Origin of the sequence: Rhodobacter capsulatus, assembly GCF_052363185.1 — a bacterium.
Lineage (GTDB): Bacteria > Pseudomonadota > Alphaproteobacteria > Rhodobacterales > Rhodobacteraceae > Rhodobacter > Rhodobacter capsulatus_E.
The window spans coordinates 2,287,207-2,311,842 of sequence record NZ_CP198955.1 but is presented as its reverse complement, the minus strand read 5'-3'; the positions used below and the strand labels follow the sequence as shown (position 1 = coordinate 2,311,842).

The following is a 24,636-nucleotide window of genomic DNA, read 5'->3' as shown; positions in this document are numbered from 1 at the left end:
ATTTAGGCCAAGGTGAAAGGGCAAACGGGGCTGCTTTCACCTTGGCGCAAATATCCCGGGGGGTGAATTGCCGAAGGCAAGAGGGGGGCAGCGCCCCCCTCGGGTCGCCGCGCAGCGCGCGCGGCGAAATCCCTTAGCGGGTGTCTTTCGGGCGCAGCATCAGCCAGATCAGCGCCGCGCCGGCGAGCGTCAGGAACGGCAGCATGGCGAGGTTCACCGCCTGCCAGCCCGCCACCGCATCGCCCGAGCTGCAGTTCATCAGCCCGCCCGAGCTGAGCGAGGCCAGAAACACCCCGCCGAAGACGACGAAATCATTCATCCCCTGCACCGTGCCGCGTTCCTCGGGGGCATGGGCCGCCGTCAGCATCGCGGTCGAGCCGATGAAGCCGAAGTTCCAGCCCAGCCCCAGCAGCACCAGCGCCAGGAAGAATTGCTCGAGGTTCACCCCGGTCAGCGCCACCGCCCCCGAAACGGCCAGAATGACGAGACCGATGCCCACGATCACCTCGCGCCCGAAGCGGGCGATCAGATGGCCGGTGAAGAACGAGGGCAGATACATCGCCAGCACATGCGCCGAAACGATATCGGCCGCATTCGTTGTCGTATGGCCACAGCCGACCACGGCCAAGGGGGTCGAGGTCATCACGAGGTTCATCAGCGCATAGGAAACCATGCCGCAGACCATCGCCACCAGGATCACCGGATCGCGCAGCAGCTGCGCCCGTGTCCGGCCCGCCGCCTGTCCCTTCACCCGGCGGCCCGGCGCGGGGATGCGCAGGAAGGCAAAGAGCAGCGGCCCCGCCAGGTTTATCGCGATGATCGCCAGATAGGTCGCCTGAAACGGCACCACCAGCGCCTGCGCCGTCAACTTCACCAGCTGCGGCCCCAGCACCGCCGCCGCCAGGCCCCCGGCCAGCACCCAGGAAATCGCCTTGCTCTGGTGTTCGGGCGCGATGCCGTCGGTTGCGGCGAAGCGGTAAAAGCCCTGCGCCGACATGTAGATGCCCGCCAGCAGCGAGCCAAGGCAGAAGAGCGGGAAAGAGCCGATGGCCAGCGCATGGGCGGAAATCGCCGCGCCGATGCCCCCCGCGGTGGTGGCCAGAATGAACCCCGCGCGCCGCCCGTGCACGGCCATGAAGGACGACATCGGCTGCGCCGTCAGCACGGAACCCAGCACGATCAGCGAGAGCGGCAGCGTCGCCAGACAGGGGTTCGTGGCCAGCGACTTTCCCGCCAGCCCGCCCACGGTGAAGATCATCGACATTTGCGCGCCCAGAAAGGCCTGGGCCGCGACCAGCACGATCAGGTTGCGAAGCGGCAGCGGCGGGGCAGGGGCGGCACTCTCGGTCATGGCCAAGGCCTATCCTGCGCCGGTCGGGCTGGCAAGCTTTCGAGGCTGGCGGCAGGCGCGAAAACCGGGCAGGCTGGGCGCATGGTCGGACGCATCATCACCACCGAAGACGATATCGCCGAGGGCGCGGCCTGGCTCGCCGCGACCGAGCCACGCTTTGCCCGCGCGCTGGCGCGGACCGGCCCCTGGCCGCTGCGCCGCCGCGAAGACGGGTTCGAAGCCCTGCGCGATGCGATCCTGGGGCAGCAGGTCTCCACCGCCGCGGCGCGCGCGATCCGCGGCAAGCTGGTGGAAGCGGGCTTCGGCGCCGCCCCCGCTTTGGCCGAGGCTTCCGAGGACGATCTGCGGTCCTGCGGACTTTCGCGGCAAAAGGTGCGCTATCTGCAGGCGCTTGCCCGTTCGGGGATCGACTTTCCGGCGCTGCGGACCCTGCCCGACGCGCAGGTGATCGACACGCTTCTGCCCCTGCCCGGCATCGGGCGCTGGACGGTCGAGATGTATCTGATGTTCGCCCTTGGCCGCGCCGATGTCTTTGCCGTCGACGATCTGGCCTTGGCCGAGGCGGCGCGGCTCTTGTTTGACCTGCCCGAACGGCCGAAGCCGCGGGCTTTTGGCACGCTTTCTGCCCCCTGGTCGCCCTGGCGGGCGGTTGCCGCGCGCGGGCTTTGGGCCTATTACGCGGCGATGAAGGATCGTGAAGGAGTGGCGCCATGACGCGGGAAATGAAGGTGGGACGGGTCGAGGCCCGGTCGGGCAAGGCGACCTCGGCGGTGATCTTCCTGCATGGCTATGGCGCCGACGGCGATGACCTGCTGGGTCTGGCCGAGCCGCTGGCTCCGCATCTGCCGAACACGCTGTTCCTCGCCCCCGACGCGCCCGAGGAATGCGTCACCAATCCCTTTGGTCGGCAATGGTTCCCGATCCCCTGGCTTGACGGCTCCGCCCCCGAAGAGGCCGCGGCGGGGCTGGCGCGCTCGTCCGAAGATCTGAACGCCTTCCTCGATCAGGTGATGACCTCCGAGGGGCTGGCGGCGTCGCAGATCGCGCTGGTCGGCTTTTCGCAGGGCACGATGATGGCGCTGCAGGTGGCGCCGCGGCGTGCGCAGGCTTTGGCCGGGGTCGTCGGCTTTTCCGGTCGGCTTTTGCGCGCCGATGTGCTGGCCGCCGAGACGGTGACGAAACCGCCGATGCTGCTGCTGCATGGCGATGTCGATCAGATCGTGCCCTTCGGCGATCTGAAACAGGCGGCCGATGCGCTGACGGCCGCGGGCTTCGACATTCGCACCCATGTGATGCGCGGCACCGGGCATGGCATCTCGCCCGACGGGCTGGGGCAGGCGCTGGCCTTCCTGCGCGCGCATCTGCCCGCCTGAGTCGCCGCCCGCCTGCCCGATTTCCGGGCAACCCGTCACATCGCCGTTGCAAAGGCATGCAATGCCTGTGCGCATCGGCACTCTGTGCAGATCGCGGGCCTTGTCCTGAGGCGAACGCGAGATATAGTCGGGATGTGGCAGAGGCGGGGGCTTCTCCGCCGTGCTGTCCGCTCTGGGCAAGGCGGGGGATGAAGGATGCGGCGATCGACTTCGGGGGGGCAAGGGCGAAGTCCGGGCAGGGACCGGCGGGCGCGGATTTCTTCCGATGGCGGCTTTGCCTGCCTTTGCGCGCCGGGCGTGCCGACCCCGATGGCGGCGAAAGATCTGGATCATACCTTGCGAAAGCGCGTGCATTCCACGCGCTTTTTTCTTTGCGCGCAAGACCTTGCCGAAAGGGGGCGGGGATGAATGCGGCAATTGGCAATCTGCGCACGCTGGTGCTGAATGCCGACATGCAGCCGCTTTCCTGGGCGCCGCTCTCGGCCTGGAGCTGGCAACAGGGGCTGGTGGCGGTGCTGCAAGACCGCGTCATTCAGGTGAAGACCTACGAGGGGCTGCGGGTCTCCTCGGCCAATGCCAGTTTCGAGATCCCGGCGGTGGTGGCGCTCAAGACCTATCGGCGGCGCAAGAAGGTGCCCTACACGCGGTTCAACGTGTTCTTGCGCGACGAATTCCGCTGCCAGTATTGCGGCAAGCGCTTTGCGGTGTCGGAACTGACCTTTGACCATGTGATCCCGCGGGCGCGGGCGGGGGGCAGCCGCTGGACGAATATCGTCACCGCCTGCGGGCCCGACAATCTGCGCAAGGGCTGCCGCACCCCGAAAGAGGCGGGGATGCGGCTTCTGCGCGCCCCTTTCGAACCGAGCCCGCGCCAGTTGGACGACATCGCGCGGCGTTTGCCGATGGCAAAGGACGGGCTGCATCAGACCTGGCTCGACTTTCTTTACTGGGACAGCGAGCTGGAAGACTGACCCCGGCAGGCGGCGCAGGGCGGAAAGGCGCTCTGCTTGGCCCCGGGGCGGATCGGATGTCCCGCGGCGGGCGGTTGCGGCCGGGCGCTAGCGTGACGCGCTGCTGGGCGCCATCGCCGCCGCAAGGGCCGCGTTCATCTGCGCGGCGGTGGCGCGAAAGGCCGCCAGATGCGGCGCGACCTCGGCCGCAAGCCCCCCCGCCCGGCTCTCGCCAAGCGCGCTGCGCAGGCTTTCGGCATAGGCCGGGATCTGCTGCCAGTCCGCCACCGTCGTTTCGGTGATCTCGACGTGAAATTGCAGCCCCCAGGCGTGGCGGCCCCAGCGGATCGCCTGCACGCCGCAGGCCGCATTCCCGGCCAGAACCTCCGCGCCGTCGGGCAGGGTCACGATCTCGGCGCCGTGCCATTGAAAGGTCAAGAGCCGCGCGGGCAGGGTGCCGAAGAGCGCATCCCTCGCCCCGGCCGCGGTGCGGGTGACCTCGCACAGACCCACCTCGGGCGCGGCCATCGGCCCGACCCGCCCGCCAAGCGCCTCGGCCAGCAGCTGATGGCCGAGACAAATGCCCCAGTATGGCCGCCCGAGATCCACGACCCAAGCCCGGATCGCCGCCAGTTCCGCCCGCATCCAGGGCAGGTCGTCCTTGTGCCACAGATCCTGCGGCCCGCCCATCGCCACCAAGAGATCGAAGCCCTCAAGCGGCGGGATCGGCGCGCCTTCATCCAGCTCGACCGTGGTCATCTCATGCCCTGCCGCGGCCCAAAGATCGCGCAGGGTGCCGGGGTGTTCAACGGCAAGGTGCTGGAAAACAAGAATCTTCATCGGGTCTCCGGGGCTTTCAGGCACGCACGAGGCGCAGGGATGGGGGGGCTGGCGCGGTGTCAAGCCGCCCTCTGTCAAGCCGCAACACCCGGTCGGCCAGACGCTGCGCCTCGGCGGGGTCGTGGCTGGTCATCAGCGTCGTGGCGCCGAAATGGTCATGCAGGCGGCGCAATTCGGTTTGCAGACGGGCGCGGGTGTCGGGGTCGAGCGCGGACAGCGGCTCGTCGAGAAGCAGCAGTTTCGGGCGCCGCGCCAGCGCCCGCACCAGCGCGAGGCGTTGCTTCTGCCCGCCCGAAAGCTGCGCCGGAAAGGCTGCGGCCAGCCCCGAAAGCCCGGCCAGATCGAGCATCTCGGCGACGCGTTCCGCCCGGTCGCGCCGGGGCAGGTCGTGCAGCGCAAAGCCGATCTGCCCCGCCACCGTCAGGTTCGGAAACAGCGCATAATCCTGAAACACGAAGCCCAGCGGCCGGGCGCGCACCGGCAGGGATGTCCCGCGCAAGGTGTCGCTCCAGACCTGCCCGGCCATCGCGACGGTGCCGCGCGCGGGCCGCGCCAGCCCCGCGATCAGCCGCAACAGCGTCGTCTTGCCCGCCCCCGAAGGCCCCGTCAGCACCACAAACTCCCCCGCCGCCACGCTCAGCGCGACATCAAGCTGAAACGGACCCTCCGGCCCCGCAAGCGGCGTTTCAAGCGTGACGGCAAGAGGGGTAGCACTTGGCACGGTGTTTGTCCTGCGGTGGCGCGGGGGGAGTTGACCTGATCGCTATTAGGTTGGACTACATAGCGAGAGGCGGCGCTTGTCCAGCCCGCAAAACCGACAGGAGTTTCCCATGCGCAAAAGTCTTGCCATCTCGGCCGTGTTCCTCTGTGCCGCCACCGCCACGCTGGCCGAAGATCTGGTGATCGGCGCGGGGGCGGGCTATCGCCGCCCGATCGCCGAGGCCATCGCAGCCTATGAGGCGCAAAGCGGCAAATCCGTGGGCGAGGTCTATGGCAATATGGGCCAGGTGCTGGGGCAAGCGCGCGAAAGCGGCAAGATGGCGATGGTCTGTGGTGACAAGGCGGTGCTGGCCAAGGCCGAGGGGCTGACATTCGAACGCTTCCTGCCGATGGGCACGGGCAAGCTGGTCGTCGCCTTCCGCAAGGGGATCAGCCTTGCCGATGCGGCCGAACTGGCCGGGGACGGTATCGCGAAAGTCGGCATTCCTGACGAAAAATCAGCGATTTACGGCAAGGCCGGGCGGCAATATCTCGACCATGCCGGGCTGGCCGCGCAGGTCGATCCGAAGCTTGTCACGGTGGCGACGGTGCCGCAGGTGACGGCCTATCTGAGCACCGGCGATGTCGATGCGGGCTTTCTGAACATCACCGATGCGATCGGCGCCAAGGGGGATCTGGGCGGCTGGGTCGCGGTCGATCCGGGCCTTTATGCGCCGATCGAGATCAGTTGCGGCGTGCTTGATGCCTCGGCCGAGGGGTTTGCGGCGTTTCTGGCCACGCCGCCCGCGCAGGAGATCCTGCACCGTTACGGGCTCTAGGCGGTGGAGACGGTCGCCGCCGTGCTCGGCGATCCGGGGCTGGCCTTTCCACTGGGGCTGAGCCTGCGGATCATGGCGGCGACGCTGGCCGTTCATGCGACGCTGGGGGTGGCGCTGGGCTGGGCGCTCTCGAAGCGGCGCTGGCCCGGGCGCAGCCTGGTCGACATTGCGGTGACGCTGCCGATGGTCTTTCCGCCGATCGTGCTGGGCTTTGCTCTGCTGATGCTTCTGGGGCGTCGCGGCCTTGGCGGCTGGATCGAGGCAAGCTTCGGTGCAGGCTTCATTTTTTCTCAGGCGGGGGTGCTGCTGGCCTCGGTCATCGTCGGGCTGCCGCTGGTCGTGAAACCGGTCGAGGCGGCGATTTCCGCGCTGCCCCGGAACTTGGCCGAGGCGGCGCGCACCCTTGGCCATGGCGAGATCTCGATCTTTGCGCGCGTCATCCTGCCCAATATCGCGGGCGCCTTGGGGGCGGGGCTCTTGATGGCCACGGCGCGATCTTTGGGCGAGGTGGGCGTCACGCTGATGCTGGGCGGCAATATCCTTGGCCGCACCAACACGATCTCGCTCGAGATCTACAACGCGGTCACGGTGGGCGAATTTCGCCGCGCGCTGGTGCTTTCGGCGGCGCTCGGGCTCTTTTCGACGCTGGTGCTGATCGTGCTGCGCCGCCGCCCGGCGCCGCTTTCCTGAGCCCTTCCCAAAGCGCCTTCCGAGGGCGCAGGCTTGCCCGAATACTGGGCAGGCCCGGTGTTCTTTCCCGCATTCCTGCACGGCTGGCGGCGCGGGGCTTGGATCTGCGCCCTTTTGCAGCGCAGCCTTCGATATGTGGAATCACTATATAACGGAGGCGGTCATGGTCGGCGAGGATCAGCTCGAGGCGCTTGAGCTTGGGCAGACAAGCCCCGAGGACGAATTCGGCCAATGTTTCACCGGGGAATGCCGGGTGAACCTGTTGCCGACGCTTTACCGGCTGAATGCGGTGATCTCGCAAGCGCCCGATCTGGGCGAGAGTCTGGGCATGATTCTGAAGATGATGCGCAGCGAAATGCGGATGGAGCGCGGCAGCGTTGCGCTGATGGATCGCCGCCGCGGGCAGGTCTTCATCCACCAAAGCTTCGGCCTGACGCCGGAGGAGGAAAGCCGGGGCGTCTATGCGATGGGCGAGGGCATCACCGGCAAGGTGGCCGAGACGGGCCGGGTGATCATCGCGCCGCGGCTGCACGAGAGCCCCGATTTCCTCGATCGCACCGGGGCGCATGCGGGGGAATCCCGGCGCAAGGTCGCCTTCGTCTGTGTGCCGATCATGCTGGGGCAGCGGGTGTTGGGCACGATCGGCGGTGAACGCAGCTACATCAACCAGCGGCTTTTGAAGCAGGATGCCGAGTTTCTGGCCGCGATCGCGCTGATGATCGCGCCGACGGTCGAGCTTTACCTGATCGCCAATGTCGAGAAGCTGGAGCTGGAGCGCGAGAACCGCGAGCTGCGCGATGCCCTGCGCGAGCGCTTCAAGCCTGGCAATATCATCGGCAATTCCAAGGCGATGATGGCCGATGTCTATGATCTGATCGGCAAGGTCTCGAAAACCCGGGCGACGGTGCTGATCTTGGGCGAAAGCGGGGTCGGCAAGGAACTGGTGGCCTCGGCCATTCATTATTCCTCGGACCGGGCGGGCAAGCCCTTCGTGCGGTTCAACTGCGCGGCGATCCCCGAGACGCTCGCGGAAAGCCTGCTCTTCGGCCATGAAAAGGGGGCGTTTACCGGGGCTTTGGCGCTGCGCAAGGGGCTGTTCGAGCAGGCCGATGGCGGCACGCTGTTTCTGGACGAGTTGGGCGAACTCAGCCCCTCGGTGCAGGCGAAGCTGTTGCGCGTGCTGCAGGATCGCACGCTGGAACGGGTCGGCGGTACGACCCCGGTGCAGGTCGATGTGCGGGTGATTGCGGCGACGAACCGGGAACTGGTGCGGATGGTGGCCGAGGGGCGCTTCCGCGAGGATCTGTTCTATCGCCTCAACGTCGTGCCGATCACCGTGCCGCCCCTGCGCGAGCGCGGTTCGGACATCATCCTGCTGGCCGATCATTTCGTCGCCAAGGCCTGCAAGGCGATGGAGAAATCGGTCAAGCGGATTTCGACCCCGGCGCTGAACATGCTGATGGCCTATCATTGGCCGGGCAATGTGCGGGAACTCGAAAACGTCATCGAGCGGGCGGTGATCCTGTCAGATGATGCGGTGATCCACGCCTGGAACCTGCCGCCTTCGTTGCAGACGGCGAAGGAAAGCGGCACGACCTTGGGCGTGGGGCTGGAGGAAAAGGTGCGCCTCGTCGAGACCGAGATGATCATCGAGGCGCTGAAGACGACGCAGGGCAATATCGGGCAGGCGGCGGAGGTGCTGCAGGTCTCGCGCCGCGTGTTGGGGCTGCGGATGGGGCGGCTGGGCATCGACCCGCACCGCTATCGCGCCTCGGCCTGATGGCGGCCTTGACCGAGGCCATTGCCGAGGTCACGCGGACCCTGTCCCCAAGACCGCCGGGGCGCCAAAGCGTCCCGGCCAGCGCCCGCCCCGCCATTGGCGGGCGCGTCTCGCCCGCCGGGGCTGGCGCCGGCCTTTGTTGTGCCCGGTGCAAACGGTCTTTTCATCTGCGCGGCGAAACGGGCGGGGAAAGGCAGTGCCTTTCCTTTTCCGCCCGATCCTGCCCGGCGTTCGGAGGGCCATTTACCGAACGGTAATCGGTTACATAACGGTAAGGAATTCCGGTCGGGCGGCGGGGCAGGGTGGGCCGTAAAATATCTTTTTATATCAGGGCACTGACAGTCAATTTCCACCCGAAAATCACCTTGGCACGAGGGCTGCTCTTTAAGGTTCAGACGGCAGCGAAACGCCGTCGCAAGACATCCCTTCCCAAGGAGCGACCCATGACCCGCAAGATCGCCATTTACGGCAAAGGTGGTATCGGCAAATCGACGACCACCCAGAACACCGCCGCAGCCCTTGCCTATTTCCACGAAAAGAACGTCTTCATCCACGGCTGCGACCCCAAGGCCGACAGCACCCGTCTGATCCTCGGCGGTCTGCCGCAGGCCACCGTGATGGACACCTTGCGCATCGAGGGCGCCGAGCGTGTCACCGTCGACAAGGTGGTGAAGACCGGCTTCAAGGACATCCGCTGCGTGGAATCGGGCGGGCCGGAGCCGGGCGTGGGCTGCGCCGGGCGTGGCGTCATCATCGCCATCGACCTGATGGAAGAAAACGAGGCCTATAGCGAAGACCTTGATTTCCTGTTCTTCGACGTGCTGGGCGACGTGGTTTGCGGCGGCTTCGCCATGCCCATCCGCGACGGCAAGGCCGAGGAAGTCTATATCGTCGCCTCGGGCGAGATGATGGCGATCTATGCCGCCAACAACATCTGCAAGGGTCTGGCGAAATATGCCCGGCAATCCGGCGTGCGTCTGGGCGGGATCATCTGCAACAGCCGCAACGTGGATGGCGAGAAAGAGTTCCTTGATGAATTCACCAAGGCCATCGGCTCGAAGATGATCCACTTCGTGCCGCGCGACAACATCGTGCAGAAGGCCGAGTTCAACAAGCAGACCGTGACCGAATTCCAGCCCGAGGCCAATCAGGCGCAGGAATATCGCGAACTGGGCCGCAAGATCATCGAGAACGAGGATTTCGTGATCCCGAAGCCGCTCGCCATGGATGAACTCGAAGCCATGGTCGTCAAATACGGCCTGATGGACTGACGCACCGGGGCGCCGCGCCCGGCGCCCTTTCCCCGAATTTCCATGGAGTTAGGCCGATGCCCTACCATGAGTTTGAAGTCTCGAAATGCATCCCCGAGCGGCGCGAGCACGCGGTGATGAAGGCGGCGGGCGAGGATCTGACCTCCTGCCTGCCGAAAGGCTACCTGAACACGATCCCCGGCACGATTTCCGAACGCGGCTGCGCCTATTGCGGCGCGAAACACGTGATCGGCACGCCGATGAAGGACGTGATCCACATTTCGCACGGGCCGAACGGCTGCACCTACGACACCTGGCAGACGAAGCGCTACATCTCGGACAACGACAACTTCCAGCTGAAATACACCTTCGCCACCGACGTGAAGGAAAAGCACGTCGTCTTCGGCGCGGAAGGGCTGCTGAAAAAGTCGATGCACGAGGCGTTCGACGCCTTCCCGAACATCAAGCGCATGACGGTCTATCAGACCTGCACCACGGCGCTGATCGGCGATGACGTCGACGCCATCGCCAAGGAAGTGATGGCGGAACGCGGCGATGTCGACGTGTTCGTCTGCAACTCGCCGGGCTTCGCGGGGCCGAGCCAATCGGGCGGCCACCACAAGATCAACATCGCCTGGCTCAATCAGAAGGTCGGCACGGTCGAGCCGGAATACCTCGGCGAACACGTCATCAACTACGTGGGCGAATACAACATCCAGGGCGATCAGGAGGTGATGATCGACTATTTCAATCGCATCGGCATCCATGTCCTGTCGACCTTCACCGGCAACGGCAGCTATGACAGCCTGCGGATGATGCACCGCGCGCAACTGAACGTGCTCGAATGCGCGCGCTCGGCCGAATACATCTGCGACGAGCTGCGCGTGCGCTACGGCATTCCCCGGCTCGACATCGACGGCTTCGGCTTCGAGCCGCTCGCCAATTCGCTGCGCAAGGTCGCGCTGTTCTTCGGCATCGAAGACAAGGCCGAGGCGCTGATCGCCGAGGAATATGCGAAGTGGAAACCGCAACTCGACTGGTACAAGGAACGGCTGCAGGGCAAGAAAGTGTGCCTCTGGCCGGGCGGCTCGAAGCTCTGGCACTGGGCGCATGCGATCGAAGAGGAAATGGGCCTCAAGGTCGTCTCGGTCTACACCAAGTTCGGCCATCAGGGCGACATGGAAAAGGGTGTCTCGCGTTGCGGTGAAGGTGCGCTCGCCATCGACGATCCGAACGAGCTTGAATCGGTCGAGGCGATCGAAATGCTCAAGCCCGACATCATCTTCACCGGCAAGCGCCCGGGCGAATTCGTCAAGAAACACGGCGTGCCCTATCTGAACGCCCATGCCTATCACAACGGCCCCTACAAGGGCTTCGAAGGCTGGGTGCGCTTCGCCCGCGACATCTACAACGCGATCTATGCGCCGATGCGCCAATTGGCGGCGATCGACATCTCGGCCCCGGATGCGCCGATCACCTCGGGCTTCCGCACCGCGAAGATGAACGCCGATCTGACCGTCTCGGACGCGGTGAAGTTCAGCGAGGTGCTGCACGAATACACCGGCAAATACGATTCCATCGCCGAAGTCCGCGCCCGCAACCTGGCCTATGCCGCCGAGCAGAAAGCGCTCCGCGACGCCGCCCAACCTGCCGCCGAGTGAGGGGGACACCATGACCGACACCGTCGAAAAGATCGCCCCGCTCGTCGATTACATCATGAAGAACTGCCTGTGGCAGTTCAACTCGCGCGGCTGGGACCGGCTGAAGCAGAACGCCGGGATCCTCAGCCAGACCTGCGAGATCCTGTGCGGCGAAGAGCCTGTGCATGAAACCGCGATGGACCGCTGCTACTGGGTCGATGCGGTGATCCTGTCGCGCGCCTTCAAGACCCGGTTTCCCTGGCTGATGGCCATGACCAAGCCCGAGATCAAGAGCCTGTTCAAGGCGTTGCACGAAAAGATCGACCACCTCACCGTTCACGGCTCGCTCAATACCGAGCTGACCGTCCCGCATTATTGAAAGGATCAGACCCATGACTTGCCAGGTCACCCAGAAGGCGCGGGAAGGCACGATCAACCCGATCTTCACCTGTCAGCCCGCAGGCGCACAATTCGCCTCGATCGGGATCAAGGACTGTATCGGCATCGTTCACGGCGGCCAGGGCTGCGTGATGTTCGTGCGTCTGCTGATCTCGCAGCACATGAAGGAAAGCTTCGAGATCGCCTCGTCGTCGGTCCATGAAGACGGCGCGGTCTTCGGCGCGCTCGACCGTGTCGAAACCGCGGTCGAGGTGCTCTTGACCCGCTACCCCGATGTGAAGGTGGTGCCGATCATCACCACCTGCTCGACCGAGATCATCGGTGACGATGTGGACGGGCTTTTGTCGAAGCTGGAAGATGAACTTCTGCCGACCAAATTCCCCGGCCGCGAAGTGCATCTGCTGACCGTGCATTGCCCCAGCTTCGTCGGCTCGATGATCACCGGCTATGACAAGGCGGTGCATGATTTCGTGAAGAAATTCGCGACGAAAGACGAGCCCAGCGACAAGATCAACCTGATCACCGGCTGGGTGAACCCGGGCGATGTGAAGGAGCTGAAGCACCTTCTCGAGGTGATGGAGGTCAAGGCGAACGTGCTGTTTGAAGTCGAAAGCTTCGACAGCCCGTTGATGCCGGATCTTGAGCATCACTCGCACGGCTCGACCACCATCGACGATCTGCGCGACACCGCGAACGCCAAGGGCACCATCGCACTGAACCGCTACGAGGGGATGAAGGCGGCCGATTACTTGAAGAAGAAGTTCAAGGTTCCCTCGGTGATCGGGCCGACCCCGGTCGGCATCCGCAACACCGATGCCTTCCTGAAATCGGTCTCGGAAATGACCGGCCAGCCGATCCCGGCGCAGCTGGTCAGGGAACGCGGCCTTGCGCTCGATGCCATCGCCGACATCGGCCACATGTTTCTGGCTGACAAGCGGGTGGCGATCTATGCGAACCCGGATCTGGCCATCGGCCTGACCGAGTTCTGTCTTGACCTCGAAATGAAGCCGAAACTGCTGCTTCTGGGCGATGACAACTCGGGGTATGTGAAAGACCCCCGCGTGCTGGCGCTGCAGGAAAACGCCCCCGATCTGGAAATCGTCACGAACGCCGATTTCTGGGATCTGGAAAGCCGCATCCAGCAGGGGCTCGAACTCGATCTGATCCTTGGCCATTCGAAAGGCCGGTTCATCTCGATCGACTACAAGGTGCCGATGGTGCGCGTGGGCTTTCCGACCTACGACCGCGCCGGGATGTATCGCCATCCGGTGCTGGGCTACGGCGGCGCGATGTTCCTGGCCGAGACGATGGCCAACACGCTTTTCGCCGACATGGAGGCGAAGAAAAACAAGGAATGGATCCTCAACGTGTGGTGACGGCATCGCCGCGCAACCTGCCGGGCCGTCGCGGCGGCCCGGCCTTTTCCTTCGGAGGTTCCCATGCAGATTGCCCTTCATCTGGACGCGGCGGGCCAACCCGCTTCCCTGAACACCCCCGGTCGGCTTTTCCTTTACGAAGGCAGCGGCACCGACTGGACATTGGTCGAAGACTGGCCGCTCGAATTGCCGCGCGAGGGCGGAATTCCCGCCCTGCGCGCCGCCGTCGAGCGGATGGTTTTCGCGCTGGCCCCCTGCACCGTGCTGATCTCGGCCGAGGTCCGCGGCTATGTCTATTCGCTGTTGCAGGAACAATACGGCTTCAGCGTCTGGCGCTCGACCGGGCCCGTTGAAGCCATGCTCGCCTCGGTCTGCGCGGGCGAGGAGGAACGCGCGCAACAGGCCGCCTGCTGCGACACCAAACCCGAGGGCGGCTGCGGCGGCTGCGGCGGCAAGGTCGCAGCGATCAGCCCGCCGCCCGCGGTGCAGGCAGAAAACCGCCCCGACGGCAGCCGCTTTGTCGATCTGGCCGCAGCGTTGGCCTCGGATGCGCGGCACAACTCGCGCTCGGTCCTTGGCCCGATCCTGATGGCCGAGCCGTTCCGCCCGCTGACGATCCGCATGGATCACCCGCCGCGCTGGTTCGCCCGGGCGGTGCAGGCTGGCGGATTGCACAGCACCGAAGAGCGCCGCGACGGCGCGCTTTTCGTCACCCTCACGCTGGAACCGGAGCCTGTGCGATGAAGAAAGTGCTTGTTTTTGCTTACGGTCTAGATCTGCATCCCGAGGAAATCGGCAAGCTCTGCCCCTCGGCCAAGCCGCTCACCCGGGCCAGTGCGCGGGGTTGGCGGATCGGCTTTTTCGGTCATTCGCGGGTCTGGGACGGGGCCGAGGAAAGCCTGATCCCCGATCCCGACGCCCATGTGCCCGGCGTGATCTACAGCCTTGCGCCGTCGGAGGCCGAGATGCTCGAAGCCGCCCGGGGCGTGAAGCTGAACGGCACCGGGCGTTATTTCCATACCCCGATCGACGTCGTGACCGAAGACGGCACGGCCCTTGGCGCGGTGGCGCTGATCAAGACCGAACGGCGGGCGGAAAAGCCGCCGAGCCGCCCCTATCGTGACCGCATCGCCGAAGGCGCGCGGCTGCACGGGCTTGACCCCGATTACATCGCGGCGCTGCGCGCGCTGCCCGCCACCGAGCCCGCCTATCCGGTGCCGATGGCGATCACCCTGCCGATCTTTGCTGGCTCCTGCTGTTGAAAGGAAAGACGATGACCGACACCCAAGCGCCCACCGAGCGCACCCGCCTGAAGCGCTACCACTGGCTGGCCGCCTATGACCGCGCCACCATCGACGCGATCATCGACGCCGCGCTGGTGTGCCAGATCGGCTATGTGGTCGAGGGCGCGCCGATCGTGACGCCGACCTGCCACTGGCGGATGGGCGATTACGTCTATTGGCACGGCTCTTCCGCCAGCCGGATGCTGCGCACGCAGGAAAGCGGCGTGCCGGTCTGCTTCTCGGTCACCCATCTGGACGGCGTGGCGTTTTCCCGCGCCGCCTTTGATCACAACATCCTCTATCGGTCCGTCATGGCCTTCGGCAAAACCGAACTGGTCGAGGGCGAGGAGAAAAAGACCGCGCTTGAAGCCTTTGTCACCCGTCTGGCACCGGGGCTCTGGGGCTATGCCCGCCCGCCGACCGAGCAGGAATGGAAGGCGTCAAAGGTGATCCGGATGAAGCTCGACGAGGTTTCGGCCAAGGTCGCCGCAGGCCTGCCCGAGGAGGACGAGGCCGACATGGCGCTGGACCTTTGGGCCGGGCATGTGCCGGTGCGGATGGTCACAGACGCCCCGGTGCCCGATCCGAAACTGCGCAAGGGCATCGCGATGCCCGGTTTCGTCGCCGCCTTCCGGCTTTGACAGCGGCGCGGTCGCGCGCTCAGGCGACGTCGGCGCAGTCGAGACGGTCCAGCAGGGCGGGGATCTCGCGGGCGGGAACCGGCTTGCTGAACAGGAATCCCTGCACCTCGGCGCAGCCCTCGCGGTCCAGCGCGGCCAGCTGCGCCTCGGTCTCGACCCCCTCGGCGGTCGAGACCATGCCCAGGCTCAGGCACATCCCCGTCACCGCCCGCACGATCGCCGCGCTTTGCCGCGAGCTGCCCAGCCCGGCGGTGAAGGCGCGGTCGATCTTGACCTTGTCGAAGGGAAAGCGCTGCAGGTTGCGCAAGGACGAATAGCCGGCGCCGAAATCATCCATCGCGATGCGCAGCCCCATCCCCTTGAGCCGCTCCAGCGTCGCCAGGGTCGCCCGGGTCTCCTTCATCATCACCGTTTCGGTGATTTCCAGCTCCAGCCGGTTCGCCGCGAGCCCGGTGCGCCGCAGCGCCGCGGTGATCGCCTCGGCCAGCCCGATATGCGCCAGCTGCACCGGCGACAGATTGACCGCCACCCGCAGGCTGCCCGGCCAGAGCACCGCCGCCGCGCAGGCCTCGGCCAGCACCCATTCGCCGATCGGCACGATCAGCCCCATTTCCTCGGCCAGCGGAATGAAGGTCTCGGGCGAGACCCAGCCGCGGTCCGGGTGGTGCCAGCGCAACAGCGCCTCGAAACAGGAAACGCGGCGCGTTCTCATGTCGATGATCGGCTGGAAGAACAGCTCGAAATCCCGTGCCGCCCAAGCCCGGCGCAGATCGCTTTCCAGCGCCCGGCGCAGCTGCATCCTTGTGTCGCTTTCCGGCTCGAAGAACCGCAGACAGCCCGAGCCGTCGGCCTTGGCCCGATAGAGCGCCACATCGGCCGCCTTCACCAGCGCCTTCGCGCTCAGCCCGTCCGAGGGCGCCGTGGCAATGCCGACGCTGGCGCCGATGGCGACGGCGCGGCCATCCAGATCGAAGCTGGTCTCGACCGCGGCGATCAGCCGTTCCGCCAGCGCCACCGCCGCCTGCGGCGCATCGGTTTCGGTCAAGAGGATGGCGAATTCGTCGCCCCCGAGCCGCGCCAGCGTGTCGGCCGCGCTGACCTCGGCCTGCAGCCGTGCGGCCACCGCGCATAAAAGCGCATCCCCCGCCGGATGGCCGAGCGTGTCGTTCACCTCCTTGAACCGGTCCAGATCGACCAGCAGCACCGCGCAGCCCTGACCGCGCCGCACCCGCCCCAGCGCCGCCTCGAGCCGGTCCAGAAACAGCGCCCGGTTCGGCAGCCCGGTCAGCCCGTCGTGATGCGCCAGATGGGCGATGCGTTCGACCGCCTCGAACCGGTCGGTGACGTCAAAGGACATGCCGCTGATCTTCAGCGGCCGTCCCTCGGCGTCGCGTTCGATCCGGCCGAAGGCCTCGATCCAGCGCGGCCCGCGCCCGCCCGTCAGCGCGACGCGATATTGCACCGAAAGATCGCGCTGCCCGGCGGAACCCAGCGCCCGCCGCACCAGATCTTCCACGCCCGCGCGGTCCTCGGGATGCAGGCAGTCGAGCCATTGCGCCAGGCTGACCGAGGGCGCCGCGGCAGGCAGCCCGTGCTGCTGCAGGTAGCGTTCGGAACATTCGGAGCTGTCCTCGACGCAGTTCCACTGCCACGATCCCGCCCGCGCCGCCTCCAGTGCGAAGCGCAGCTTTTCCTCGCTTTGGCGCAACGCGTCGAAGACCTGCATGCTTTGGGTGATGTCGCGCAGGATCGTCGAGACGCCGATGATCGCCCCCGCGGGGTCGCGGATCGGCGACAGCGTCACCGACACGTCAAGGATCTGGCCGTCGCGGGCGCGAAACCGGGTGCGGAATTGCTCGATCGCCGCGCCGCGCCGCAGCCTGTCGAGCAGATCGGGGCCGATCGGGGTGACGGCCGCGCACAGATCCTGAATCGGCCGTCCGACCATGTCGGAAGCCAGATAGCCCAGCATCCGTTCCGCGCCGCGGTTCCAGCTGGTCACGATACCGTCCAGCGTCTGCGTCAGGATGGCATCGTTGGAATATTCGACCACGGCGGCGTTCAGCCGCTCGATCCGGTCGGCGCGGCGATGCTCGACCAGGGCCACCCGTTGCGCGCGCACGAACAGCTCCGCCACCGCAAGCGGAAAGGCCGAGGCCAGAACATAGATGATCTGCGCGATGTCATGGCCCGGACCGGCCTCGGGCACGAACAGGAAATGGATCTGCAGCGCCGAAAGCAGCACCACGGCCAGCCCGATCTCGAGGCGCAACAGCACCGCCGCCAGCGTCACCGTGGGCAGAAGCGGCAGATAGTTCAGCTCTGCCCCGAGCGCATGCAGCCCCTCGCGGATCAGCGTTCCGACCGCCAGCAGCCCCAGCCCGACAAGCACCTGCCGCCCCAGCGTCGCCCGCGCCCGCCAGCTCATCACCCGCGTCCAGCCGCCGTAAAGCGCCTTCGGAAGCGCCGACGGGCTTTCCGGGGTTTCGTCGGGAAACGGCGGAAACGGTGCGGTCATGGCCCCTCGGAACACGGTCGACGCAAGGATACGAAAGCCGTCCGGACAGCGGGCAGCCGCCGAAGGATACAGGGATTTCGGAAAATGCAAAGCGGCTGCGCCGTCGCGGCGGCCCTGTTAACCACGCCGCTGATTTCACGGCATGGGCAAGTCATCGTTAATCCGCGCTCGTTACCCTGCGCGCAGCTTTAGGGACGCGGCGGCAAACAGGAACACCTGCGGTGAGCACGACGTTCAACGTCATCTCGCTTGGAACCTGGTCGGATCTGGATCCGACCGAGGGCAATTCGGTTGCGGAAAACGCGACCGAGCTTGCGGGGCACACCTTCGGCAGCCTGAATGATCCGCTGTGCAACCATGTGCAGGTGCTCTCGGCGGGCAGCTATGCGGGCGGCTATGACCCCGCCACCTCGGCGACCTGCTACGACACCAACAATTTCGCCACCAACGACACGTTTTACATCAATGGCGGGGCGCTGCACACTTTTGACAGCGTCATGCCCTTTACGGCCACCGTCACCTATGTCGACGGCACGACCGCCAGCCTGACCCAGATCTCGGTGTTTCAGGATACGGCCGGCAATCTTTATCTGGCGCCCCGCGCCGGTTATGACGCCGACCAGATCACGCTCGAGGCTGGGGCGATCCGCGCGATCACGCTCAACAGCTATATCGTGCCGACGGGGTCGGGCTGGAACCTTGGCGCAAACCGGGATCCCTGGGACGGGATCCTCACCCATACCGGCCAGGTCGAGGGCACGAGCGGCGCCGATTCCATGGGGGTCGGCCATGCCGATGGCGGCGGCGATCTGATCGACGGCGCCGATGGCGAGGCCGACACGATCCGCGCCGGGCTTGGCAATGACACCGTTGCTGCCGGGGCGGGCAACGATGTCGTGCTGGGCGGCGAGGGCGACGATTCGGTCGATCTGGGCGCGGGCAACGACACGTTCGGGAACAATGCCGACTGGAGCACCGAAGCCGGCAACGATTCGGTGCGCGGCGGGTCCGGCAACGACCTGATCCTGGGCGGCGGCGGCAACGACACGCTGCATGGCGATGACGGCGCCGACACGATCTCGGGCGCCTGGGGCAACGACCTGCTTTACGGCGATGCGGGCAATGATCTGTTCATCATCACCGACGGCCACGAGGGCGACACGATCGACGGTGGCGCCGACAGCGACACGATCGGATTTTACAACTATCTGCTGGGCACCGGGGTCAGCGTCACCTACACCGGCTCGGGCGCGGGCAACTGGAGCTATTCCCCCACCGATCACGGCAGTTTCTCGGCGATCGAGGCGATTTCGGGCACCGATCACGCCGATACGATCAATGCCGCCGCCGATGCCGCGGGGGCGATGCTTTACGGCAACGGCGGCGCCGACAGTATCACCGGCGGCAGCGGCGCCGACACGATCGACGGCGGCAGCGGCGCCGATATCATCGCGGGCGGGGCGGGGGCGGACCGGATCGTCCTCGGCCCGGGTTTCGGCAATGACACGATCAACGGCGGCAGCCTGAACGATGCCGCGGGCGACTGGCTGGATGCCTCGGGGCTGGGCGGCGGCGTCACGCTGACGCTGACCGGGGCCGAGGCGGGGACGCTTTCGGATGGCGCTTCGAGCGCCAGTTTCACCGAGATCGAGCGGATCACCCTGGGGGCCGGGGCCGATCTGGTCAATGCCTCCGGCGCCGCGGGCGGGGTCAATGTCGATGCGGGCGACGGCGCCGACACGCTGACGGGCGGGGCGGGGGCGGATACGTTTTCGGCCGGGCTTGGCAACGACAGCGTCGCGGGCGGCGGGGGCGATGACGTGCTGGCGGGCGGCGCGGGGGCCGACACGATCGACGGTGGCGCCGGGGCCGACACGATCCTTGCGGGCAATGACGACGACAGCGTCGCGGGCGGCGACGGCGATGACGTGATCTCGGGCGGATCGGGCAATGACACGCTCGATGGCGGCGCGGGCGATGATTACCTGACCGGCGATCCGGGCAACAACCGCCTGATCGGCGGCGCCGGGAACGACACGCTCGATCTGGTGGCGGGGATGGGGGCCGACACCATCGTTCTGGGCGACGGCGCGGGGTCCGATGTGGTCGATGGCTTCGATCTGACCCGGACCGGGCCGGGCGGGCCCACGGTCGATCAGCTGGACGTGGCCGATCTGACCGATCTCGATGGCAATCCGGTCACCGCCAAGGATGTCACGATCACCGACGACGGCGCGGGCAATGCGGTGCTGACCTTTCCCAATGGCGAAAGCGTGACGCTTGCGGGGGTCGATCCGGCGGTGCTGAATGCCGACCGCTTCGCCACGCTGCATGCGATGGGCATTCCCTGTTTCGTCGCGGGCGGGCGGATCGACACGCCGCGCGGTCCCGTCGCGGTCGAGGATTTGCGGGTGGGCGATCTGGTCACGGTGCGGGACGGGCCGCCGCTGCCGGTGCTCTGGACGGCGGCGCGGCAGGTTGGCGCGGCGCAGATGCGGGCCGATCCGCGGCTCTTGCCGGTCGAGATCCGGGCCGGGGCGCTGGGCAATGCGGGTCCGGTGCGGGTTTCGGCGCAGCATTGCCTGTGTCTGGGCGATACGGGCGCGCGGCTGGTGCGGGCCCGGCATCTGGCCGAAAGCGGCTGGGGCGGGGCGCGGGTGATGGCGGGGCGGCGGGGCTGCAGCTATCATCACCTGCTGCTGCCGCGCCATGCGCTGGTGCGGCTGGACGGGCTTTGGGCGGAAAGCTTCTGGCCCGGCCCGGCGGGCTTTGCCGCGCTGGCCCCCGCGGCGCGGCAGCGGCTGTTGCGGGCCTTTCCCGCCCTTGCCGCCGCGCTTTACGGCGCCTTGCCGGTCGAGGCGGTCTATTCCCCGCGCGCCCGCCCCGTGGCCCTGCGCCGCGAGGTCGGCGCCTTGCTGGCGCGGCTGCCGGCGCTTGTGCCCGGATCGGCGGCCTAGACCGGTCTCTTCGTCGCCGGGTCAGAGAGCGGATTGACCTTGCCGCGGAATTTGATCATATTTTCCCAAGGGGCCCGATGGCCCGGCAGCGCCGCCCCGGCGCGCCCCCCCCGGCGCGATCTGCCGCGCGGCGGCACCCAGACCGGAAAGGACAGAGGATGTTCGAAAATCACCTTCCCACCGCGGAATTGCAGGCGCTGGACGCCGCCCATCACATGCATCCGTTCACCGATGGCGACGGGCTGGCGAAGAAAGGCGCGCGGATCATCACCAAGGCGAAAGGCGTCTGGGTGACCGACAGCGAAGGTGCCGAGATCCTTGACGGAATGGCCGGGCTCTGGTGCGTCAATGTCGGCTATGGCCGCGAAGAGCTGGTCGAGGCGGCGGCGCGGCAGATGCGCCAGCTGCCGTTTTACAACACCTTTTTCCAGACCTCGCATATCCCGGCGATCCAGCTGGCCAAGCGTCTGGCGGAACTCGCGCCGGGCGATCTGAACCATGTCTTCTTCAACGGTTCGGGCTCGGATTCGAACGACACCAACATCCGCATGGTGCGGCGCTACTGGCAGGCGCTGGAAAAGCCCGAAAAGAATGTGATCATTTCGCGCTGGAACGGCTATCACGGCTCGACCATGGGCGCGGCGAGCCTGGGCGGGATGAAGGGGATGCATGCGCAGGGCGGGCTGCCGATCCCGGGCATCGTGCATATCGACCAGCCCGACTGGTGGTCCGAGGGCGGCGAGATGACCCCCGAGGATTTCGGTCTGGCCCGCGCCCGCCAGCTTGAGGACAAGATCCTTGAAATCGGCGCCGAAAACGTTGCCGCCTTCATCGGCGAGCCGGTGCAGGGCGCGGGCGGCGTGATCATTCCGCCCGCGACCTACTGGCCGGAAATCCAGCGCATCTGCCGCCAATATGACATCCTGCTGATCGCCGACGAGGTCATCACCGGCTTTGGCCGCACCGGCAACTGGTTCGGCTGCCAGACCTTCGGGATCACGCCCGATATCATGACCGTCGCCAAGGGGATGACCTCGGGCTATATTCCGATGGGTGCCTCGATCGTCTCGGACAAGGTCGCCGCGGTGATCAACGGCTCGGATGAATTCGCGCATGGCTACACCTATTCGGGCCATCCGGTCGCCGCCGCCGTCGCGCTGGAAAATCTGCGGCTGCTGGACGAGGAGGGGATCGTCGCCAAGGTCGCGGCCGAGACCGCGCCGTATCTGAAGGCGAAATGGGAAAGCCTGACCGCGCATCCGCTGGTGGGCGAGGCGAAGATCGTCGGGCTGATGGGCTCGATCGCGCTGACGCCGAACAAGGCGACGCGGGCGAAGTTTGCGTCGAAATCGGGGACTGTGGGCTATATCTGCCGCGAGCGCTGCTTTGCCAACAACCTCGTCATGCGCCATGTCGGCGATCGCATGATCATCTCGCCGCCCTTGGTCATCACCCCCGCGGAAATCGACATCTTGATCGAGCGGGCGTTGAAATCGCTGGATGAAACGCTGGAACGGATCAATGCCGAGGGGCTGAACCAAAGCGCCTGACGTGACCTGACGCGGCCCGGCGCCTCAGCCGGGATGCGCCGCCGCCAAAAGCTCGCGGACGTTTTCCATGCCTTGCAGGATATCGCGCCGGATCGCCTCGGCCACGCCCGCCGGGTCATTCGCCCGCATCGCCGCCAGCGCCGCCTGATGCATGTCGGGCAGGTTCGAGGTGCCAAAGCGCCCGCACATCACCCGCAAGGCCGGGGCCGAGCGCAGCCACAAGGCCTCGACCACGGGCAGGATCACCTCGGTCCCCGCCAGCGCATAAAGCGTCATGTGAAAGCGGTGGTTCTGCACCATGTAGTGATGCGTGTTGCCCGTGGCGATGGCGGCGGTATGGGCGGCGTCGATCGCCGCCAGCGTCTCGATATCGGCCGCGCTTGCCCGCATGGCGCCCTGACGTGCCAGTTCGGGTTCCAGCGCATTGCGGGCAAAGATCAGCTCATCGACCTGCGCCACGCTCAGCACCGGCACGGTGACGCGGCGGTTGTCGTGAAACTGCAACGCCCCTTCCGAGGTCAGTCGCCGGATCGCCTCGCGCACCGGGGTCACGCCCGCATCCAGCCGCGCCACCAGCCCCTGAATCGTCACCGGATGACCGGGCGCCAGATCGCCCGACAGGATCAGATCGCGGATGCCGCGATAGACGCGCAGATGCGCAGGTTCTTTGGCGACAAGGCTCTCCACCGGCGTTCCTTCGGGCTGCTGACGGCCCAGAGTAACCGCTTTGTCCACGCCGCGAAAGATGATCAAATTCAGCCGCCGGTGTGGTTCATGCCACGGGGCATCGCGCCCGCGACGCTGCAGGGGCCGTAGCCGAAGGCATGGCCCGCGGGTTTTCGCGCGATGGCGGCGCGGATTTCGCGGGCGAGCGTTTCGCCCTCGACCCCCGCGCGCAGCACGGGGCGCAGGTCGGTGGCGCCTTCCTGACCCAGACAGGTGTAAAGCTCGCCCTTGCAGGTCAGTCGCACCCGGTTGCAACTGTTGCAGAAATTGTGGCTGAGGGCCGAGATGAAGCCGATCCGCTGCCCGGTCTCGGCCAATGTCACATAGCGCGCGGGGCCGCCCGTCGAGAGCTGCGAGTCGATCAGCCGGAACCGGGTTTCCAGCTGCGCGCGCAGCTCATCAAGCGGCCAGAACTGCGCAAGCCGGGTGCCCGCCGGGATCTCGCCCATCGGCATCAGCTCGATGAAGGTCAGATCGCAGTGATGCGCCGCCGCCCAGTCGGTCAGGGCGAAAATCTCGTCGTCGTTCACGCCCCGCAGCGCCATCGCATTGAGCTTCACCCGCAGCCCGGCGGCCTGCGCGGCGGCAATGCCGTCAAACACCTGCTCAATCCGGCCAAGGCGCGTCAGCCGGGTGTATTTCGCCCCGTCGAGCGTATCGAGCGAGACATTCACCCGCTTCACCCCGCAGCCGGCCAGCGCCTGCGCATGGCGGGCAAGCTGGGTGCCGTTCGTCGTCAGGGTCAATTCGTCCAGCCGCCCGGCCCGCAGATGCGCCCCCATCGCGGCGAAAAAGCCCAGGATGCCGCGCCGCACCAGCGGCTCGCCGCCGGTCACCCGCAGCTTGCGCACGCCAAGCGAGACGAAGGCCGAGCAGAGCCGGTCAAGCTCCTCAAGGCTCAGCACCTGATGGCGCGGCAGGAAGGTCACGTCTTCCTTCATGCAATAGGAACAGCGCAGATCGCAGCGGTCGGTGACCGACACCCGCAGGTAGCGCACATCGCGGCCGAAGCCATCGCAAAGAGCGGCGTGCATCTTGCCCCCTCAGTTCGCGGTCTTGAGATAGCTGTCGATCGCCGCGGCATTGACCGGTTTTGGCGCCGGGATCGTGCCCTCGGCCTGCAGCCGGTCCACGACCTCGCGATAGGCGGTCAGGTAATCGTCGGGCAGATCATGGGCGATGCCCTGATGGCAGTCGATGCAGGTCATCCCCTCGTCCAGCGCGCGCTGATGGTTCTCGGCGGCGCGGTTTTCCTGCAGCGTGAAATCCATGTAGACAAGGCTGTGGCAGTTGCGGCAGGCCTGAGAGTCATTCGCCTTCATCCGTTCCCATTCGTGCTTGGCCAGTTCCAGGCGGCGATCGACGAACTTGTCGCGGGTCCAGATCGAGCCGGTGACGAAATGGCCCCACAGCTCTTTCGAGGCCTGCACCTTGCGGATCATCTTCGGCCCCCATTCCTTGGGCACATGGCAGTCGGGGCAGGTCGCCCGCACGCCCGAGGAATTGTTCTGGTGCACAGAGCCTTGATATTCCGCGTAAACATTCTCGCGCATCTCGTGGCAGGAGATGCAGAAGGTCTCTGTGTTGGTCATTTCCAGCGCGGTGTGAAAGCCGCCCCAGAACAGGATCCCGCTGCCGAAGCCCGCGATCAGAAGCATGCCCAGAGAGATGGCGGCGGGCGGGCTCCAGAGCGCGGACCACAGGCGGCGGATCAGACCGGAGCGGGCAGGATCGGGGCGGGGGGCGTTGGTGTCGGACATGATATGGTTCCTCG

At 66.4% G+C, this 24,636-nt stretch carries 22 protein-coding genes; 15 read left to right on the top strand and 7 right to left on the bottom strand.

Features of this window, described 5'->3' with window-relative positions; translation table 11 throughout:
* Positions 1–133: 133 nt before the first annotated feature.
* Entirely contained in the window at positions 134–1,351 is a 1,218-nt protein-coding gene (locus ACTTAG_RS11330) for an MFS transporter (RefSeq protein ID WP_444462429.1), read from the bottom strand.
* Between the two features lie 81 nt (positions 1,352–1,432).
* On the opposite strand from ACTTAG_RS11330, the gene ACTTAG_RS11325 reads away from it, so the two are divergent.
* From ACTTAG_RS11325 to ACTTAG_RS11315, 3 genes are all read left to right on the top strand, one after another.
* Entirely contained in the window at positions 1,433–2,065 is a 633-nt protein-coding gene (locus ACTTAG_RS11325) for a DNA-3-methyladenine glycosylase family protein (protein ID WP_444462428.1), read from the top strand.
* Positions 2,062–2,724, top strand: a complete 663-nt coding sequence (locus ACTTAG_RS11320) for an alpha/beta hydrolase (protein ID WP_444462427.1) — start codon at positions 2,062–2,064, stop codon at positions 2,722–2,724. The genes ACTTAG_RS11325 and ACTTAG_RS11320 overlap by 4 nt, the downstream gene beginning before the upstream one ends.
* Positions 2,725–3,128: 404 nt before the next feature.
* Entirely contained in the window at positions 3,129–3,695 is a 567-nt protein-coding gene (locus ACTTAG_RS11315; RefSeq protein WP_444462426.1) for an HNH endonuclease, read from the top strand.
* A gap of 87 nt (positions 3,696–3,782) precedes the next feature.
* Here the strand turns inward: ACTTAG_RS11315 and ACTTAG_RS11310 are convergent, their stop codons facing one another.
* Together ACTTAG_RS11310 and ACTTAG_RS11305 are read right to left on the bottom strand one after the other, a co-directional pair.
* Positions 3,783–4,514: a type 1 glutamine amidotransferase gene (locus ACTTAG_RS11310; RefSeq protein WP_444462425.1), complete on the bottom strand. Its 732-nt coding sequence runs from the start codon at positions 4,512–4,514 to the stop codon at positions 3,783–3,785.
* 16 nt (positions 4,515–4,530) lie between these two features.
* Positions 4,531–5,235, bottom strand: coding sequence for an ABC transporter ATP-binding protein (locus ACTTAG_RS11305; protein ID WP_444462424.1), 705 nt, complete (start codon positions 5,233–5,235; stop codon positions 4,531–4,533).
* A 109-nt stretch (positions 5,236–5,344) separates the two neighbouring features.
* Between ACTTAG_RS11305 and modA the strand changes: the two genes are divergently transcribed.
* The 10 genes from modA to ACTTAG_RS11255 all read left to right on the top strand — a co-directional run bounded on the left by modA (position 5,345) and on the right by ACTTAG_RS11255 (position 15,111).
* Positions 5,345–6,052: a molybdate ABC transporter substrate-binding protein gene (gene modA, locus ACTTAG_RS11300; protein WP_444462423.1), complete on the top strand. Its 708-nt coding sequence runs from the start codon at positions 5,345–5,347 to the stop codon at positions 6,050–6,052.
* Between the two features lie 3 nt (positions 6,053–6,055).
* A complete protein-coding gene (gene modB / locus ACTTAG_RS11295) occupies positions 6,056–6,742 on the top strand; it encodes a molybdate ABC transporter permease subunit (protein ID WP_444462422.1) in 687 nt (228 codons plus the stop codon).
* 163 nt (positions 6,743–6,905) lie between these two features.
* Positions 6,906–8,522: a sigma 54-interacting transcriptional regulator gene (locus ACTTAG_RS11290; protein WP_444462421.1), complete on the top strand. Its 1,617-nt coding sequence runs from the start codon at positions 6,906–6,908 to the stop codon at positions 8,520–8,522.
* Between the two features lie 443 nt (positions 8,523–8,965).
* Positions 8,966–9,793 carry a nitrogenase iron protein gene (gene nifH / locus ACTTAG_RS11285; protein ID WP_444462420.1) on the top strand — a complete coding sequence of 276 codons (828 nt, stop codon included), beginning with the start codon at positions 8,966–8,968 and terminating at the stop codon, positions 9,791–9,793.
* Between the two features lie 56 nt (positions 9,794–9,849).
* Positions 9,850–11,433 (top strand): nitrogenase iron-iron protein, alpha chain, encoded by a 1,584-nt coding sequence (gene anfD, locus ACTTAG_RS11280; RefSeq protein WP_444462419.1) that lies wholly within the window; start codon positions 9,850–9,852, stop codon positions 11,431–11,433.
* A gap of 10 nt (positions 11,434–11,443) precedes the next feature.
* Positions 11,444–11,791 carry a Fe-only nitrogenase subunit delta gene (gene anfG, locus ACTTAG_RS11275; protein ID WP_110806351.1) on the top strand — a complete coding sequence of 116 codons (348 nt, stop codon included), beginning with the start codon at positions 11,444–11,446 and terminating at the stop codon, positions 11,789–11,791.
* Positions 11,792–11,804: 13 nt separating this feature from the next.
* Positions 11,805–13,187 carry a Fe-only nitrogenase subunit beta gene (anfK, locus tag ACTTAG_RS11270; protein WP_444462418.1) on the top strand — a complete coding sequence of 461 codons (1,383 nt, stop codon included), beginning with the start codon at positions 11,805–11,807 and terminating at the stop codon, positions 13,185–13,187.
* A gap of 63 nt (positions 13,188–13,250) precedes the next feature.
* The gene (anfO, locus tag ACTTAG_RS11265; RefSeq protein WP_444462417.1) at positions 13,251–13,931 is read left to right on the top strand and encodes a Fe-only nitrogenase accessory protein AnfO; all 681 of its coding nucleotides are present in this window, start codon (positions 13,251–13,253) and stop codon (positions 13,929–13,931) included.
* Positions 13,928–14,449, top strand: a complete 522-nt coding sequence (locus ACTTAG_RS11260) for a gamma-glutamylcyclotransferase family protein (protein WP_444462416.1) — start codon at positions 13,928–13,930, stop codon at positions 14,447–14,449. The genes anfO and ACTTAG_RS11260 overlap by 4 nt, the downstream gene beginning before the upstream one ends.
* A gap of 11 nt (positions 14,450–14,460) precedes the next feature.
* Entirely contained in the window at positions 14,461–15,111 is a 651-nt protein-coding gene (locus tag ACTTAG_RS11255; RefSeq protein ID WP_444462415.1) for a pyridoxamine 5'-phosphate oxidase family protein, read from the top strand.
* Between the two features lie 19 nt (positions 15,112–15,130).
* Here the strand turns inward: ACTTAG_RS11255 and ACTTAG_RS11250 are convergent, their stop codons facing one another.
* Positions 15,131–17,629: a putative bifunctional diguanylate cyclase/phosphodiesterase gene (locus ACTTAG_RS11250; RefSeq protein ID WP_444462414.1), complete on the bottom strand. Its 2,499-nt coding sequence runs from the start codon at positions 17,627–17,629 to the stop codon at positions 15,131–15,133.
* A 221-nt stretch (positions 17,630–17,850) separates the two neighbouring features.
* On the opposite strand from ACTTAG_RS11250, the gene ACTTAG_RS11245 reads away from it, so the two are divergent.
* Together ACTTAG_RS11245 and ACTTAG_RS11240 are read left to right on the top strand one after the other, a co-directional pair.
* Complete coding sequence (locus ACTTAG_RS11245) at positions 17,851–20,586, top strand: Hint domain-containing protein (protein ID WP_444462413.1); 2,736 nt, start codon at positions 17,851–17,853, stop codon at positions 20,584–20,586.
* A 158-nt stretch (positions 20,587–20,744) separates the two neighbouring features.
* The gene (locus tag ACTTAG_RS11240; RefSeq protein ID WP_444462412.1) at positions 20,745–22,136 is read left to right on the top strand and encodes an aspartate aminotransferase family protein; all 1,392 of its coding nucleotides are present in this window, start codon (positions 20,745–20,747) and stop codon (positions 22,134–22,136) included.
* Positions 22,137–22,160: 24 nt separating this feature from the next.
* Here the strand turns inward: ACTTAG_RS11240 and ACTTAG_RS11235 are convergent, their stop codons facing one another.
* The 3 genes from ACTTAG_RS11235 to ACTTAG_RS11225 all read right to left on the bottom strand — a co-directional run bounded on the left by ACTTAG_RS11235 (position 22,161) and on the right by ACTTAG_RS11225 (position 24,622).
* Positions 22,161–22,823: a GntR family transcriptional regulator gene (locus ACTTAG_RS11235; protein WP_444462411.1), complete on the bottom strand. Its 663-nt coding sequence runs from the start codon at positions 22,821–22,823 to the stop codon at positions 22,161–22,163.
* A 68-nt stretch (positions 22,824–22,891) separates the two neighbouring features.
* Positions 22,892–23,896 (bottom strand): GTP 3',8-cyclase MoaA, encoded by a 1,005-nt coding sequence (gene moaA / locus ACTTAG_RS11230; protein WP_444462410.1) that lies wholly within the window; start codon positions 23,894–23,896, stop codon positions 22,892–22,894.
* A 9-nt stretch (positions 23,897–23,905) separates the two neighbouring features.
* Complete coding sequence (locus ACTTAG_RS11225; protein WP_444462409.1) at positions 23,906–24,622, bottom strand: NapC/NirT family cytochrome c; 717 nt, start codon at positions 24,620–24,622, stop codon at positions 23,906–23,908.
* Between the last annotated feature and the right edge of the window lie 14 nt (positions 24,623–24,636).